Origin of the sequence: Streptomyces sp. NPDC007157 (genome assembly GCF_040634235.1) — a bacterium.
Classification (GTDB): Bacteria; Actinomycetota; Actinomycetes; order Streptomycetales; family Streptomycetaceae; genus Streptomyces.
Genome location: NZ_JBEYFE010000015.1, coordinates 226,086 through 242,349, shown reverse-complemented (window position 1 = coordinate 242,349; position 16,264 = coordinate 226,086). Strand labels below are relative to the sequence as shown.

Here is a 16,264-nt window from a genome sequence, read left to right as displayed (position 1 = left end):
TATTTAACCCCAACTTCATTTTTTACCCCCCCCCCGCCCCGGGGCACTTAACGGTTCCGTCGACGGGCGCCGTCCACACACAGATACCCTTGACATGTGACCGACGCCCAAGACACCGCAGCAGACAGTTCACTGCGCACCACCGGGGGCACTCCCCCGGACGACGCCGGATCTTCTGTGACGGGGGCGCCGGTTCCCTTGCTGGAGCCGCGTGAGGGCATTCCGCCCGTGGTCGCGGACGAGGACGCGCTCGCCCGCGTGATCGCCGCGTTCGCCGCCGGCTCCGGGCCCGTCGCCGTCGACGCAGAGCGCGCGTCCGGCTACCGCTACGGGCAGCGCGCCTACCTCGTCCAGCTGCGCCGGGAGGGCGCCGGGACCGCGCTGATCGATCCCGTCGCCTGCCCCGACCTGTCCGGCCTCGGCGAGGCGCTGTCCGGCGTCGAGTGGGTACTGCACGCGGCCACCCAGGATCTGCCCTGTCTGCGCGAGATAGGCATGATGCCCAGCAGCCTCTTCGACACCGAGCTGGCCGGGCGGCTCGCCGGGTTCCCGCGGGTCGGGCTCGGCGCGATGGTCGAGAGCGTCCTCGGCTTCGTCCTGGAGAAGGGCCACTCCGCCGTCGACTGGTCGACCCGGCCGCTGCCGGAGCCCTGGCTGCGGTACGCGGCGCTCGACGTCGAGCTGCTCGTCGATCTGCGGGACGCCCTGGAGAAGGAGCTGGACCGGCAGGGGAAGCTGGAGTGGGCACGGCAGGAGTTCGACGCGATCGCGTCCGCGCCGCCGGCCGAGCCGAGAAAGGACCCCTGGCGCCGCACGTCGGGGATGCACAAGGTGCGGCGGCGCCGGCAACTGGGTGTGGTGCGGGAGCTGTGGCAGACGCGGGACCGGATCGCGCAGAAGCGGGATGTGTCGCCCGGCAAGGTGCTCAGTGACACGGCGATCGTGGAGGCCGCGCTCGCGCTGCCGGCGACCGTGCACGCCCTCGCGGGACTGAACGGCTTCGGGCACCGGATGGGACGGCGGCAGCTGGAGCAGTGGCAGGCGGCGGTGGACCGGGCCAGGGCGCTGCCGGACGCCGGGCTGCCGCTTCCGGGGCAGCCGGTGACGGGGCCGCCGCCGCCACGGGCGTGGGCCGACAAGGATCCCGCGGCGGCCGCCCGGCTGTCCGCGGCACGGGCGGCGGTGTCGGCCCTGGCCGAGCAGCTCAACATGCCCCAGGAGAACCTGATCACACCGGACACGGTGCGCAGGCTCTGCTGGGAGCCGCCGAAGGACGTGGACGCCGGGACGGTGGGAACCGCTCTGGTGGGCTACGGCGCGCGACCCTGGCAGGTGGAACAGGTGACGCCGGCGCTGGTGACGGCGCTGACCGCCTAGACCGGTCCGCCCGGCCGGTTCCTTTCCGAGCTCACCGGGTACCGGCGCGGGAAGGCGGGACTCGGCCCTCCGGGGTGCCGCACGGCACCGCTGAAGAGCCGAGTTCCGTGGTCGTCCTGCTACTACCGCCGCCCAGGGAGTACTCCGGCGTGCCCCGGAGCCGCTTCTTCAGCGTGCTCCATGATCCCTGCGTGCCCTCCGAGTCCTTCGAGCCCTCCAAGTCCGTCGAGTCCGTCGAGCCCTTCGAGTCCTTCGAGTTCTTCAGCCTGATCCGGGCGTTCCTCCGCGGGCTCGTCCCGCGGCAGCTCAGGATCAGCCGCGCCTTCGAGGAACGCGGTGTACAGGTTCTTGCCCCGGTGCACCGAGATGTCGATCTCCGGCAGGAGCTCCGGAACCGCGATCGCGGTCACCACGTTGCGGTACATGCGCGAGATCCGCGCTTCGACATTCCCCAGGTGCCGGTCGAGGGTGTTCGAGATCAGGACCACTCCGGCCCAGTTCCCCGCGACCTGGTAAGCCTGCTCCTCCACGTCGACGAAGGGCTTCAGCTCCCCCCTCCGCCGCGCTTCGGTCAGCTGTCCCGTGTTGAAGACGATCCAGTCCGGCCAGGGAGTTCCGTAGGTTTCTGGTGCGTTGCCGCGGAATGACAGCATCAAGGCGGCCTGAACAGCGCTCTCCCTGGAGACTCGATGGGCCAGGATCATGCCGATGTCGACCATTTCCTGGAGCATGATTCGCTGCTTCTGCAGCCCGTCCATGCTCAGCGTGTCTTCCATGATGGCCGACGCCACTTCGAGCTTTCCCCCCGGGAAATGCCGGTAGAAGGCCCCTTTGCTCGTGCGTGCGGCCGTGATCAGGTCACTTACCGAAACCCCTTCATAGCTGTCCGCCACAAAAAGTTCGCCAGCGGCGTCGAGGATCCGCTGTCTCGTGTCGATGGCGCGCTGTTGCCGCCGTCGCGGCCTGCGCAGGTTGCTCATTCGATCTCGCCTTCGAGTCCCATTCGCCGGTTGAGACTGAACGGACTTTGTCCGGGAAAACTGCGTACGCGTTCCAGAACACCCGCCCCCGCAAGCGTTCTCGGACCCCTGAAAGACCGCACCGCATTCTCAGGAAAAGGAATTTCAGGGCGTCGCAATAAGCCGGAAAATACCGCGCACGCGCACGCGTTGATCAACCTCCCGATACTACCCCGCCCGTCCAGGCGGACGCCCGGCCGCCGGAAGGGTTGTTCGCACCCATGGAGGGCTGCCGTGCGGCACCAACCACACGTAAGGGTCCACCATGGCTTTCGACCGTGACCTCCCTCTTTAAGCGCAGTGCGTCCAAGTCGCAGCCGGGCACCTGTAAGCAGTGTGTCTCATGATTGCTTGACGTCACAGCGCCCGAGTTCCAGACTTGACGCCGACAGAACAGACCGATCGGTCCCTTCTGAAGCCGACCACGCATTCCGACATCTCTGGCATGTCATCTCTTTAGGGGTGATGAACGCGGCCGTCCCGTACTTCGAGGACGCACGCAAGCGGTTCCCGGTGGGTGGACGCGGATGCGGCAGAAGAGACCGATGGGTCCCAACAAGACCGGGTGGCGTCGTATGACGGGTCGAGCGGTCCGGGCGGGCACACCGTCGGACCACTCCCATCCGCACGGGGGGTCATATGCGTTCCGATCGCGTTCGGATGAGGCGTGCCGAGCCGTCGGTGCCGGTGCACGGCCGGCTGTTCACTCGATGCGATCCGCATTCGGTTCCGGCTCCCATGGGCGGTATCCGCGGAGTGAACGTGCGGAGACCCGAAGCAATTGCCTCGTTCGTCAGGTGCGCGTGAGCAACCCGGGCGGCCTGATGACCGCCCGCACCAGCTGACCCGCTTCGGCCTCACACCCGTCTGCTTGGGAGCCCGCACCGATGACCATCCCCTCCGCCCCTGCCGCGGCCGTGCTACGCACCGACCCCGCCGCCGACACCGCGGCGGTGATCGCCCCGTACGACGGCGGGATCCCGTATCCACGGGCGTTCGCCCGGCACGGCTGGCGGACGGTGGCCGTCGTCCCGGAGTGCCGCCTGCGGCCGCCGGCGTACCGGAACTCGCCGGTGCCCGCCGGGTACACCGGCACGGTCGTGCACCGCGGGGTCCGGCAGACCGTCAAGGCGCTGCGGGCGCTGGGGGTCTCGGCCGTCGTCGCGGGCAGCACCGGGGGCATCGAGCCGGCCGAGCGGATCGCCTGGCAGCTCGATCTTCCCGGCGCCGATCCGGCGTCCTCACCGCTGAGGTACGACCGCGGGGCACAGGCGGACCGCCTGGCGCGGGTGGGCATTCCCGCGCTGCGGGGCATCCGTACGGCGAGTCCGGCCGAGGCCGTGGCCTGGGCGCGGAGCCACCCCATGCCCGGCTATCTGCTCACCCCGGCGGCCAACGGAACACCGGTCGACCCGGTGGAGTGCGTGGACGAACTCCAGATCGGCGCTGCCTGGCCGGCCATGCGGCACGCGGCCGTCCAGCACTCCGGCAGCGCGCACCTGGTGCTGAGCGAGCGGCCCTCCGGGCGCCGGTACACGGTCAACACCGCCACTCGTCCGGGCCCGGACGGCCGCCCCGAGCACGTCGTCACCGACCTGTGGGCCGACGTCCACACCGGGGACGGCCGGTTGGACCGTACCGATCTGCTGGCTCCGGGCAGCCCGTCGGCGCGGACCCTGGCGCTCCGCACCACGCGGGTGCTCGACGCGCTCGGCGTGGTGTGCGGTCCGGTCACCACCCGGCTGGCGTACCGGGCCGGTGAGGAGCCCGTGCTGGTGGGCGCGCTGGCGGCGCCCGTCGTGACGCCGGCCGACGAAGCGCTGCGGACGGCGACCGGCCGTAACCGCGCCGCCGACGCGCTGGGCACGTGGATCCCTCCGGCCGCCGCCCGGTTCACGCCCGCGCCGGGCGGACAGCACATCGTGCGGGTGCACATGCGTGCGACCGCCGGGATCGCCCCGTGGCTGGCAGCCGTCCTGCACTCGCTGCCCACCGTGGTCGCGGCGAGCGAGATCCGCACGCCCGGTGCCCCGGTGTCCGCCGAGGCCGTGCTCAGCAGCAGCGAGCCGCGCGCCATCGAACGGGACTACAGCGTGATCCGTGCCCTGGAACACCACGGATGACGTTGGCCGGGCCGTCCGTGACCCCACGGCCGCGCCTTTGCGCACACCGCCACCCGAGAGGAGCCCTCGTGCTCATGTCACCCCGGTCCTGGGCCGCCGCCCGCCCCGCCCGCGAGTCCGGCCCGCACGGCCCACTCCTGATGACGCGGAACGCTCGCATCCTGGAGCTGGGCGTACGGCACCCCGATGCGCGCGCGGCCGTTCGACGCCCGGCGTCGAACGGCGCTCACCGGGTCGCTCCCGCCGCGATGACCTCCCAGTGCGCTCCGTAGGGGCCGCGGAAGCGGAACAGGGACGTCGAGATCACGCCAAGATTCTGGGACGGCATGTAGAGGAGTTCATCTCCGGTGTGGAGAGCGTGCCGACGGTGCACTCCTGCTCACCGCTGCTCCGACTGGAGCGGAGTGCGCAGGAGGAGGCCGGGCTGCTGGGGTCCTCGCATCCGACGTCGTCGCCTCGGTGACGGTCGTGGCGGGGCCGCGGGCCGGTGGTCGCCTTTCGCGCAGTTCCGCGCACCCCTTGCGGGGCACCTCGGCACATGTGACCTTCGCCGCTCCCGCCGTCAGGGGTGGGCAGTCACGTTACTCACAAGTAGCATGGGCCTGAGCGCGCGCTCAGCGCATGCAGCAGTGCCATCCCGCACCCTGGAGGAGAGCCAATCGTGCCTCGTACCGTCAGGGATGTCGTCTTCGTCGACGGCGTCCGTACCCCGTTCGGCAAGGCGGGCCCGAAGGGCATCTACCACGAGACCCGTGCCGACGACCTCGTCGTGAAGGCGATCCGGGAGCTGCTGCGCCGCAACCCCGGGCTGGACACCAAGAAGATCGACGAGGTCGCCATCGCCGCGACCACCCAGATCGGTGACCAGGGTCTGACCATCGGCCGTACCGCGGGCATTCTCGCGGGCCTGCCGACCTCCGTGCCCGGCTACTCCATCGACCGCATGTGCGCCGGCGCCCTGACCGCCGTCACCACGGTCGCCGGTTCCGTCGCCTTCGGCGCGTACGACATCGCCATCGCCGGCGGTGTCGAGCACATGGGCCGCCACCCGATGGGCGAGGGCGTCGACCCGAACCCGCGGTTCGTCAGCGAGAAGCTGGTCGACGAGTCGGCGCTGTTCATGGGCATGACCGCCGAGAACCTGCACGACCGCTACCCGCAGATCACCAAGGCGCGCACGGACGAGTACGCGGTGCGGTCGCAGGAGAAGGCCGCCAAGGCGTACGCCGACGGCAAGATCCAGGCCGACCTGGTCCCGATCTCGGTGCGCCGGACCAACCCCGAGGGCGGCGAGACCGGCTGGGGTCTGGTCACCGCCGACGAGCCGATGCGCCCGGGGACCACCCTGGAGAACCTGTCGGGTCTGAAGACGCCGTTCCGTGTGCACGGCCGGGTCACCGCCGGCAACGCGGCCGGTCTCAACGACGGCGCCACCGCCTCGCTGATCGCCAGCGAGGACTTCGCGCGCGAGAACAACCTGCCGGTCAAGATGCGGCTCGTGTCGTACTCCTTCGTCGGCGTCGAGCCCGAGGTCATGGGCTACGGCCCGATCCCGGCCACCGAGAAGGCGCTCGCCCAGGCCGGGCTGAGCATCTCCGACATCGGTCTGTTCGAGATCAACGAGGCCTTCGCCGTGCAGGTGCTGGCCTTCCTCGACCACTACGGCATCGCGGACGACGACGAGCGCGTCAACCAGTACGGCGGCGCCATCGCCTTCGGTCACCCGCTGGCCTCCTCGGGTGTGCGTCTGATGACGCAGCTGGCCCGCCAGTTCGAGGAGCAGCCGAACGTCCGCTACGGCCTGACCACCATGTGCGTCGGCTTCGGCATGGGCGCGACGGTCATCTGGGAGAACCCGCACTTCGAGGGGGACAAGTGAGCACCACCGCCGAGCTTCTGAAGCAGGCCTCGGACCTGTTCCCCGACGAGGTCGTGACGTCGGCGCACGTACGCCACTTCGACCTGCCGTCCGGGGCCGGCCGCTTCGCGCTGATCACCCTGGACAACGGCCTGGACCACACCAAGCCGACCACCTTCGGCCCGGCCTCGCTGGCGAACCTGAACACCGCCATCGACCAGGTCGAGAAGGAGGCGGCCGAGGGCACGATCGTCGGTGTCGGTATCACCGGCAAGCCGTTCATCTTCGCGGTCGGCGCCGACCTGAAGGGCGTCGAGCTCCTCAAGGAGCACGAGCACGCGCTCGCCATCGGCAAGGGCGGCCACGAGGTCTTCAAGCGCCTCGCGGGTCTGGCCGTGCCGACCTTCACGTACTACAACGGTGCCGCCATGGGCGGTGGCGTCGAGGTCGGTCTGCACTGCACCTACCGCACGGTGTCGAAGGCCATCCCGGCGTTCTCGCTTCCCGAGGTGTTCCTGGGCCTGGTCCCGGGCTGGGGCGGCTGCGCGCTGCTGCCGAACCTGATCGGCGCCGACAAGGCCGTCTCGGTGATCATCGAGAACAGCCTCAACCAGAACAAGCAGCTCAAGGGGCAGCAGGTCTTCGACCTGGGCATCGCCGACGCCCTCTTCGAGGGTGCCGACTTCCTGGAGCAGTCGCTGATCTGGACCGCCCAGGTACTGAAGGGCGACATCGAGGTCGAGCGTCCGGTGATCGACCGCGGCGAGGCCTGGGACCAGGCCGTCGCCAAGGGCCGTTTCATCGCGGACTCCAAGGTGCACGGCGCCGCCCCGGCCGCCTACCGCGCCCTGGACATCATCGCCGCCGCCAAGAACGGCGACCTCCAGCAGGGTTACGACGCCGAGGACCTGGCGCTCGCCGACCTGATCATGGGCGGCGAACTCCGCGCCGGCATCTACGCGTTCAACCTGGTGCAGAAGCGCGGCAAGCGCCCGGCGGGTGCACCCGACAAGAACCTGGCGCGCCCGGTCACCAAGGTGGGCGTGGTGGGCGCGGGCCTGATGGCCTCGCAGCTCGCCCTGCTCTTCCTCCGCCGCCTGGAGGTGCCGGTCGTGCTGACCGACATCGACCAGGAGCGCGTCGACAAGGGTGTGGGCTACGTCCACGCCGAGATCGAGAAGCTGCTCGGCAAGGGCCGTGTCAACCAGGACAAGGCCAACCGCCTGAAGGCCCTGGTCACCGGTGTGCTGGACAAGGCCGAGGGCTTCTCCGACGCCGACTTCATCATCGAGGCCGTCTTCGAGGAGATCGGCGTCAAGCAGCAGGTGTTCGCGGAGGTCGAGGCGGTCGCCCCGGCGCACGCGATCCTCGCCACCAACACCTCCTCGCTGTCGGTGACGGAGATGGCGTCGAAGCTCAAGAACCCCGAGCGGGTCGTGGGCTTCCACTTCTTCAACCCGGTCGCGATCCTCCCGCTCCTGGAGATCGTGCGCGGCGAGCAGACCGACGACGCGTCGCTGGCCACGGCCTTCGCCGTCGCCAAGAAGCTGAAGAAGACCGCGGTGCTGGTGAAGGACGCCCCGGCGTTCGTCGTCAACCGCATCCTCACCCGCTTCATGGGCGAGATCCAGAACGTCATCGACGAGGGCACCCCCGTCGAGGTCGCGGAGAAGGCGGTCGAGCCGCTGGGCCTGCCGATGTCCCCGCTGGTGCTCCTGGAGCTGGTCGGTCCGGCGATCGGCCTGCACGTCTCGGAGACCCTCAACCGGGCCTTCCCGGACCGCTTCACGGTCTCCCCGAACCTCGCGGCCGTCGTCAAGGCGGGCAAGCGCGGCTTCTACGTGTACGACAGCGGGAAGCCGGAGCTGGACCCGGAGGTCGCCGCACTGCTGAAGCAGGGTGACGTCGTCCTCAGCGAGGAGCAGGTCCGAGACCGCGTCCTGGACGCCGTCGCCCAGGAGATCGGGCTGATGCTCGACGAGGGTGTCGTCGCCGAGGCGCAGGACATCGACCTCTGCCTGATCACGGGCGCCGGCTGGCCCTTCCACCTGGGCGGCATCACGCCGTACCTGGACCGCGAGGGTGTCTCCGAGCGCGTGAACGGCAAGAAGTTCCTGGCGCCGGGCGTGGCGTCGATCCCGGCGTAACCGCCGACAGCCGAAGGGGGCCTCCGTGATGCGCGGAGGCCCCCTTTCGCATGCCGTGGCAAGGGTCAGGCCGCGTCGATCCACTCGGTGAGGGTGGGCAGCGGGGCCGGGAGGGCGCCGATCGGGCGGCCGGGGGCCAGTGCGGCCGCGGAGGCGGTGCCCAGAGCGTCGATGGCGTCGAAGACGCGCTCGCAGTTGCCGCCGCCGCGGTGCACGAAGAACTCCTCGACCCGCGCCCGGTGTTCGGGCTGGACGGTGAAGTCGCGGGCGATGGCGGCGATGATCTCGTCGACGGCCTGGTCGACGGTCCGGCAGACCGGGCCGAAGCCGTCCTCGGCGAGGTTGAAGTAGCCGCGCTTGTAGTGCCGGCCGTAGAAGTCCTCCTCGTCGAAGGGGACGTAGACCAGCGGGATGCCCATGTAGGCCACGTCGAAGAACACCGACGAGTAGTCGGTGACCATCAGCGAGCACTCCTTCATCGCCTGCTGCACATTGCGGGTGTGCGGGTCGGCGACCTGGATGGACGGCGAGGAGAACTGGAAGGTGTGCAGGTAGGGGCGGATCTCGTAGTGCGGGAAGAATTCGAGGTCCACACCGAAGTGGTCCAGGGCGCGGCCGAGGCGGGGGTCGGAGAGCAGCGTCTTGTAGAAGCGGTAGTACTCGGACTGGGTGAAGCTGGTCCGCGCCGGTCCGGCGGACTTCTTGTAGGACGCGGTGACGATCCACTGGCGCCAGGTGGGCATCAGCAGGATGCGCGGCTTGTCGCGGCGCTCGCGCTGGAGGGCGTCGAAGCGCGGGAAGCCGACCGGCTGGGCGCGGTCGCCGTAGCCGGCCTCCTCCGCCATGAAGTCGCGCTCCTGGCGGCCGGCGGTGACCAGCAGGTCGTAGCTCGCGATGCGCTGGTCGGCGCCGGAGGTCACGTCGTTGTAGGTGACGCCGTGCTGGAGGAACACCCGCTGGTACTTGACCAGTTCACCGAAGCGGTGCAGGAAGAGCGCCTTCTTGTAGCCCTCGGGGACGAGGTAGGACTCGGAGTCGTAGGAGCCGATGAGCTTGGTCGCGTGGAGCAGGTACACCCGGTGCTTGAAGGAGCCCAGCCTCAGGACGTTCCCGTACGGGGCGACCTTGGCGTGGTCGGCCGAGGCCGCGTCGATGACGTAGTACACGTTGCGGCGCTTGCGGTGGATCCGGGCCCACTTGAAGAAGTGGTACGAGTTGTCCTGCGCGGTGTCGGTGCGCTCGCCGACCAGCCAGATCTCCTTGCCGTTGAGGAAGGGATAGGTCAGCCAGTAGGCGACGCGCATCCGCCAGCCGGGGTTCCGGGTGCGCAGGATGCGCAGTTCGCGGCCGGTCCGCCACATCGCGTGCCTGAGGCGGGCGGTGCGGCCGGGGGCGACCAGGCGCAGGTGCAGCGCGTCCTGGGCGCCGATGGTCAGCATGTACGGGTACCGGCCGACCTTGCCGGGACCCTTGAGCCGGTGCAGGGCGAGGCGGGCCTTCATGACGACGTTGCGGTGCCGGGTGCCGTCCGGGCGGTGCACCCGCAGCCGGAAGTCGCCGACGCCGAAGCCGGTCTCGGCGAGCCGGGCGGCGGGGATCTCGGCGTACCAGCCGGCGTACAGGTCCCGGCCGTCCCGCGCGTTGCTCAGGTCGCGGCGGTAGACCTGGGTCAGCGGGACGGTGACCTTGGTGCCGCGGACCTGGTAGACGAGTTCGAGGCGGTTGCCCATCGGGCCGCCGAGGTCCAGGCCGGGGAAGGCCATGCAGCCCTCCAGGACCAGCATGTCGTCCCGGGTGCGGACGCTCTCCACCACCACGTTGGGATCCCTGACCCGGGCCGCGCCGCTGTGCAGCCGGCCGCCGGGGAAGGTGCGGTAGAAGCCGTCGTCGTCGATCTCCACGACCGGCGGGGCCGCGGCGAGGGCCGGCTCCGGGTCGGCGAACAGCGGGAAGTTCCCGGTTCTGGCCGCGTAGTGGTCGAGCTGCTGGGCGGGGCTGGTGACGAACTCGGTGATGACGTCGTCGGGGATCTGCGCGTAGTGCCGGTGCAGGTCCGGGAACATCTCGGCAAGCTGCGTACGGCCCATCACGTTCCGGGCGTTGCACAGGAAGCCCTTGTAGGTGCGGGCGGCGTAGCGCTGGAACATCCGGCGGATCTCCGGGGGTTCCTCGGCGCTGTAGTGCAGCAGGAAGTGGTTGAGCCGCAGATGGTCGCGGTAGTTGGCGGGCTTGCTCCACAGCGAGTCCATGATGGACGAGCCGTCGGGGCGGCCCCGGTACCAGTAGACGGGCCGGTCCACGATGCTCAGCGAGCCGGCCCGCAGCATCGCGGGCAGGGTCAGCCATGCGTCCTCGAAGTGCACGCCCTCGCCGAAGCGCAGGCCGAGCCGGCGCAGCAGGGCCGTACCGAAGAGCTTGTTGCAGGCCGAGCCGCTGAAGATCATGTCGGGTATCTCGGCGAAGTCGGTGACCAGCCGGTCGCCCTGCCCGAAGTAGTCCTTCCACGGGCCGTAGGGCCGGTCGGGGAAGTTGACGAGGTCGCCCATGACGACCTCGGAGCCGTCGCGGTGGGCGGCTTCGAGCATCGCGGCGAGGGCGTCCTCGCCGAGGATGTCGTCGGAGTCCAGGAAGGTGACGTACGGCGCGACGACCCGGTCCAGGCCGGTGTTGCGGGCGTTGCCGAGGCCGCCGTTGGGCTGGTGGACGACGGTGACGTTGGCGTAGTGGGCGGCGAACCGCTCCAGCATGTGGGGCGTCTCGTCGGTGGCGCCGTCGTCGACCAGGATCACCTGGGTCTCGGCGAAGCCGCGCTGGGCGGCGAGGGAGCCGAGGCAGTCGTCCAGGTACTTGGCCACGTTGTAGCAGGGGACGACGACGGCGAGCTGGAAGGGGCCGGTGAGCTGCCGGATCGGCGGGTGGACGCGGTCGCGCCACCACATCCAGGGGGCGTCGGGGTCGTTCTGCTCGGACTCGAAGGTGCGCCGGCCCGCGGTGGCGGAGCGCAGGGCGAGGTTGCCGCTGACGGTGCGGTAGCCCTCGTACTCCTCGCCGTCCCGGTCGAAGTCCAGGCCGTCCAGGGTGATGTCACGGACGTTGAGCGCGGAGCGGGAACGGCTGCGCTTCCATTCCACGATCACCGAGACGTTCCACACGGAGCTGTCGGCGAGGTCGTCGCCGAGCAGCTTCGCCAGGTCGGCGCTGCCCTCGAAGGTCAGCAGGCGCTCGTCGACCGAGACCTCGCGGACCGGGACGACCACGTCCTTCTTGGTGTGCCGGTTGCGGACCGCGAGGGAGAGGGAGACCGGGTCGCCGGGGGCGATCCGGCCGAAGCGGTTGACCAGTTCGCCGGTGAACGACAGCTCGGTGCCCGCCACTCGCCAGCCGGTGAGCTGGGCGAACAGCGGGAGCTGGGTGACCGGGGCGGCGGCCAGGCCCAGTTCGGTGACGTCCAGCATGCGGCGGGCGTCGGGCAGGTGCAGATGATCGGCGGACCAGTAGACCCGGCCGTCCTCCTCGACGAGGTGGGAGGAGAAGACGCTCTTGCGCTGGGTGTAGTCCAGCGTGGTGAGGGCGGCCTCGATCTCCTCGTACATCAGGAAGTAGCCGCGCACCCGGTCGACCGGGCCGCACAGCTCGAAGGCCTCGGCGCTCAGCGAGAACAGGTAGGAGCTGACGATGTCGGCGAACCGCTGCTGGAACTGGGCGTCGCCCTCGGCGAGGGCGCGCATGTACAGGCGCAGGTCGTGGGTGAGGAACTTGGCGTCCTTGCGCAGCTTCAGCTGCCACAGCCCGCGCTCCAGCAGGAACCGGTCGGTGGCCCGGTGCACCGCGATCCGGTCCGTGATGCTGCGCAGTTCGCCGGTGCGGCCGGTGATGGAGGAGCCGTCCGGCTCCCACATCCAGCGGTAGACGGGCTCGGTGATCACCGTGATGCCCCGGGCGAGGCAGCCGGCCACGGTGGAGAAGTAGGTGTCCTCGTAGAACACGCCCTCGGGGAACCAGACGCCGTACGTGCGCAGGAACTCCACGCTGTAGAGCTTGGCGGCGGCGATCGGGTCGGAGAGCAGGAGCGGGAACTCCTCGAGACCGGCGACGGTACGGCCCATGGCGTAGACCTCGGGCGCCCAGGGCTCGGTGTCGCCGGTGGCCCGGTTGACCCGGACGGCCTTGCCGGCGGTGATGTCGCTGCCGGTCTCCAGTGCGCTCGCGACCAGCCGTTCGCACGCGCGGGGCGGGAGTTCGTCGTCCGCGTCCAGGAACGTCACCCAGCGGCCCTCGGCCTGGGCGATGCCCCAGTTGCGCGGGGCGCCGACCCCGCCGCTGTTCTCCTTGCGGCGCAGCACCCGGACCCGGGGGTCGGTGCCCGCGAAGCTGGCGACGACCTCGATGGTGCCGTCGGTGGAGGCGTCGTCGACGACGATCACCTCGACCAGCTCGTAGGTCTGGTTCAGGGCCGACTGGAGCGCCTTGCCGATCGTGGTGGCCGCGTTGTGGGCGGGGATGACCACGGTGACCCAGGAGTTGCCTCCGTCGTCCTCGGCGTGGGCGGTCTCTGGTCCGGGTCTCATCGGTGGTCCTCCCGGCCCGCCGGGATGCTGCGGGCCGCGCCCCTCACGATCTGGGTGAGGGGCATGGTGTCGCCGTGCGGTGCGGGAATGTGCGGGAGCCCGCCGAGCACGGTGTTGGGCTTCGGATACGGCCGGAAGAAGGGGTCGTCCTCCGGTGCCGGTGCCCGGTAGCGCTCGTCGGCGAGCAGGGCGTCGGCCTCCGCGCGGCGGTGCCGGCCCCGGTGCAGCTGCGGGGCGATGGTGCCGGCGGTGCCGGAGGCGGGGCTCAGCTCCTCCATGACCCTGGTGAAGTCACGGGTGGAGAGCCAGAACTTGTACATGATGACCAGTTCGAAGAGCAGCAGCAGACCGGCCGAGACGGCGGTGGTCCACAGGATCTGGCCGATCAGCGGGCCGATGATGAAGACGAACATCTGGAACTCGATGCCGCTGATGAGGTGCGGGCGCACCCGGGTGCGCAGCATGGCCCGGCGGATCCGGGTGTACCAGGGGAACTGGCCGCGGAACTGCTCGTGCAGGTCGACGACGTTGCCGGTGCCGGCCTCGGCGCGGAGGGTCTCGGCGGGAGTGTGGGGGTTGTCGCGGAGCAGGTCCTCCATGAAGACGACCGGCGAGCCGTCGGAAGTCTCCCGCCCCGTGAAGGAACGTTCCTGCACGGCCTCGGCCGCCGCGACGGCCTCGGCCTCCGCCACAGCCGCCGCCTCCGCCGCAGCCGCCGCCTCGGCGCGGGTCCGGGTGACCTTCTCGATCTTGGTCCGCATCGACAGGCGCATCTTGTAGATCTGGAGCGCGTCGACGTAGCGGAGCATGTCGAGGAAGACCACGACGAGGGCGGCCACCAGGTAGCGCTCGTCGTCGTGCGGCAGGAACTGACCGCCCATCAGGGCGAGGGCACAGAACAGCACCCGGATGCGGTCGAAGACGTAGTCGAGCCAGCCGCCGAAGACGGTGCCGTTGCCCTTGAGGCGGGCCAGCTTGCCGTCGATGCAGTCGAGGATGAAGCTCAGGTGGTAGAGCAGCGCGCCAATGATCAGGGACCGCCGGTCGCCCTCCAGGAAGAAGCCGCCCGCGGCCAGGCCGATGAACAGCGCCGCCCAGGTGACCCGGTTCGGGGTGATGAAGCGGAAGCGGGCGACGACGAGCAGCAGGCGGGTGGCGACAGGGTCGACGAGGAAAACCGTCCACCAGGCGTCTCGTTTCTTGCAGGTCAGTTTTTGGACAGCCCGCAGCGAAAGCCTGGCCATAACCCCCCAGTCACCCCTCAAACAGGACACATAGGCCTGTTGTTTTCACAGACCAATCACATAAGCGACCCGAACTTTAACAATCCTTCACTTAAGTGTCGACGCACATTGACCTGCGATTGACCGCGACGTTGATCACAGATGACCTGTACAACCATTTGCGATCTTCACATCGGGGAACCATGGGGCGCCCTTGGGGCGTACTTGGCTCCAGCCTTGCGAACGGCATGCGTCGCTGCCCGGAGCAAGGGCTTTCCGGCCTGAATCAAGCCATCCGTCCGCCCTGGGGGCAGGGCGGGAATCCAGCCATCCGCTTGGCAGTCCGACAGGCCGGGCTCAGTCCCCCACCGAGCGCCAGCCGTCGAGCACCAGCCCGTCCCGGCTCTCGTCCCGCCGGGCCACCAGCAGCCGCCCGCCGGACAGCCGGGTCGCCACGGCGAGCCGCCCGGCGCGGCTGACGGCCGCGGCGGGAGCCCCGTAGGAGGGTGCGCCGGCGTCCTGCCACCACACCCCGGTGTCGGGCCGCCCCGCGGGATGCGCGCCGAGCGAGCAGGTCCCCTCGGCGCCCCGGCCGACCAGCACGGAGTAGCCCCAGCCCGCGAGTTCGGCACCCCGGGCCGCGGACGCCGCGCCGGAGCCGCTCTCCGGGTCGTCGAGCGGGTAGGGGCCGGGGGCACCCGGCCGCCAGAAACAGGTGCGGCCGGTACCGGCGTCGCGGAAGAGGACCGCGCCCGGCTCGGCCGCCGGGGCCAGGGTGCCCGGGCGGGCGGCGAACGGCAGGGTGCGGTCCTCGCTCCAGGTGCCGTCCGGTCCCGGGCACCAGCGGAGCACCGCCGAGGTGTCCCGGGCCCGGGCGAACAGTTCGACCCCGCCGTGCTCGCCGGTCACCGCGACCAGGTCGTCGGCGACCCGCAGTCCGCTCAGGTGCTGCCACGGGGACCACTCGCCGTCGGCCGACCGGCGCCGGTGACTGACGCTGTGCCCGAAGTTGCGGACGAAGACCAGAAGATCCCCGGCGGCGTCGAACGCGGCCGCGGGAAAGCCGACTTCGCGCCCCTTGCGCCAGACCGCGGCGTTCGGCCCGCCGAGCGAGTGCCAGGGGGTGAGCGGCCGTCCGGTGCGGTACTGGGCGGCGTGCACCACCTCGACGTCCACCCCGCCGTCGCCGCGCGCACTCCTGCGCAGGCCGAGCAGATGGGGCAGCCCGTGCGGATCGCGGACCACCAGCAGACCGGGCAGCAGCCCCGGGCCCTCCAGCAGTTCCGGGCCGCGCCAACGGCCGCCGGGCAGCTCCTCGTACCAGCGCACCACACCGGCGGCGGACGGCCAGAACGCGGTGAGCCGGCCGTCGAAGCCGGCCGAGAGCCAGTTCACCGGCGCCGGGTGGCGCGGGGCTCCGTCGCCGCCCGGGCCCCGCTCGGCGCGCAGGCAGTCGACGTACAACGGCCGTCCCGTCGCGGCCTGATGGGTCCGGGCCGCGGCGAGCGCCACGGCGGCGGTCTCGGCGTGCGCGTCCGGCACCCCGTAGGAGGGCACCCCGCTCGCCTCGTCCAGGCCGGTGTGCACGGGGTCCGGGTCGAGGGTGTGCACCCGCTCCGGATCGAGCGCGCGCAGTTCCTCCCGCAGGGCGGGCAGCGCGTCGTGGGGGTCGGTGTCCAGCACCCGGAGGGCGCCGCGCACTCGGCAGCCCCGGCTCTCGGCGGCGGCGAGCGCCCGGTCGAGGGCGGCCCGGCCGTCCTTGGCGCCGGCCCGCAGGCAGACCACGGCGATCTCGCTGCCGGGCGCCTCCCGTTCGACCACCGCCACCGCGTCCCGGGGTTCCGGTACGACGACGGCGACCAGGTGCCCACGGCCGTCCGGTGTGCGGCCCGCGGACCCCGGCCCGGTGCGGCCGGACCTGCGCGTCATGCCTTCATGCCCTTCTCGTG

At 70.6% G+C, this 16,264-nt stretch carries 9 protein-coding genes and 1 pseudogene; 4 read left to right on the top strand and 6 right to left on the bottom strand.

The window, feature by feature from the left end:
* Window positions 1-96 precede the first annotated feature (96 nt).
* Window positions 97-1,377, top strand: a complete 1,281-nt coding sequence (locus ABZ642_RS26850) for a ribonuclease D (protein WP_360488989.1) — start codon at window positions 97-99, stop codon at window positions 1,375-1,377.
* A 122-nt stretch (window positions 1,378-1,499) separates the two neighbouring features.
* On the opposite strand, the gene ABZ642_RS26845 is transcribed toward ABZ642_RS26850, so the two are convergent.
* Entirely contained in the window at window positions 1,500-2,357 is an 858-nt protein-coding gene (locus ABZ642_RS26845; protein ID WP_360488988.1) for a helix-turn-helix domain-containing protein, read from the bottom strand.
* Window positions 2,358-3,283: 926 nt separating this feature from the next.
* Here ABZ642_RS26845 and ABZ642_RS26840 point away from each other — a divergent pair.
* Window positions 3,284-4,519, top strand: a complete 1,236-nt coding sequence (locus ABZ642_RS26840; RefSeq protein ID WP_360488987.1) for a hypothetical protein — start codon at window positions 3,284-3,286, stop codon at window positions 4,517-4,519.
* Between the two features lie 77 nt (window positions 4,520-4,596).
* On the opposite strand, the gene ABZ642_RS26835 is transcribed toward ABZ642_RS26840, so the two are convergent.
* Window positions 4,597-4,749, bottom strand: a complete 153-nt coding sequence (locus ABZ642_RS26835) for a hypothetical protein (protein WP_360488986.1) — start codon at window positions 4,747-4,749, stop codon at window positions 4,597-4,599.
* Between the two features lie 5 nt (window positions 4,750-4,754).
* A pseudogene (locus tag ABZ642_RS26830) lies at window positions 4,755-4,853 on the bottom strand (carbohydrate ABC transporter permease); the annotation flags it as partial.
* A gap of 327 nt (window positions 4,854-5,180) precedes the next feature.
* Between ABZ642_RS26830 and ABZ642_RS26825 the strand changes: the two are divergent.
* Window positions 5,181-6,398 (top strand): acetyl-CoA C-acyltransferase, encoded by a 1,218-nt coding sequence (locus tag ABZ642_RS26825; RefSeq protein ID WP_360488985.1) that lies wholly within the window; start codon window positions 5,181-5,183, stop codon window positions 6,396-6,398.
* Complete coding sequence (locus tag ABZ642_RS26820) at window positions 6,395-8,524, top strand: 3-hydroxyacyl-CoA dehydrogenase NAD-binding domain-containing protein (protein WP_360488984.1); 2,130 nt, start codon at window positions 6,395-6,397, stop codon at window positions 8,522-8,524. The genes ABZ642_RS26825 and ABZ642_RS26820 overlap by 4 nt, the downstream gene beginning before the upstream one ends.
* Window positions 8,525-8,589: 65 nt before the next feature.
* Here the strand turns inward: ABZ642_RS26820 and ABZ642_RS26815 are convergent, their stop codons facing one another.
* From ABZ642_RS26815 to ABZ642_RS26805, 3 genes are all read right to left on the bottom strand, one after another.
* Complete coding sequence (locus tag ABZ642_RS26815; RefSeq protein ID WP_360488983.1) at window positions 8,590-13,092, bottom strand: glycosyltransferase; 4,503 nt, start codon at window positions 13,090-13,092, stop codon at window positions 8,590-8,592.
* The gene (locus ABZ642_RS26810; protein WP_360488982.1) at window positions 13,089-14,336 is read right to left on the bottom strand and encodes a CDP-alcohol phosphatidyltransferase family protein; all 1,248 of its coding nucleotides are present in this window, start codon (window positions 14,334-14,336) and stop codon (window positions 13,089-13,091) included. The genes ABZ642_RS26815 and ABZ642_RS26810 overlap by 4 nt, the downstream gene beginning before the upstream one ends.
* 336 nt (window positions 14,337-14,672) lie before the next feature.
* Window positions 14,673-16,244 carry a hypothetical protein gene (locus tag ABZ642_RS26805; RefSeq protein ID WP_360488981.1) on the bottom strand — a complete coding sequence of 524 codons (1,572 nt, stop codon included), beginning with the start codon at window positions 16,242-16,244 and terminating at the stop codon, window positions 14,673-14,675.
* Between the last annotated feature and the right edge of the window lie 20 nt (window positions 16,245-16,264).

Bases quoted from the DNA above. Each gene is read 5' to 3' on its own strand.
- ABZ642_RS26845 (WP_360488988.1), bottom strand. From the start codon at position 2,357: ATGAGCAACCTGCGCAGGCCGCGACGGCGGCAACAGCGCGCCATCGAC.
- ABZ642_RS26840 (WP_360488987.1), top strand. From the start codon at position 3,284: ATGACCATCCCCTCCGCCCCTGCCGCGGCCGTGCTACGCACCGACCCC.
- ABZ642_RS26815 (WP_360488983.1), bottom strand. From the start codon at position 13,092: ATGAGACCCGGACCAGAGACCGCCCACGCCGAGGACGACGGAGGCAAC.
- ABZ642_RS26810 (WP_360488982.1), bottom strand. From the start codon at position 14,336: ATGGCCAGGCTTTCGCTGCGGGCTGTCCAAAAACTGACCTGCAAGAAA.
- ABZ642_RS26805 (WP_360488981.1), bottom strand. From the start codon at position 16,244: ATGACGCGCAGGTCCGGCCGCACCGGGCCGGGGTCCGCGGGCCGCACA.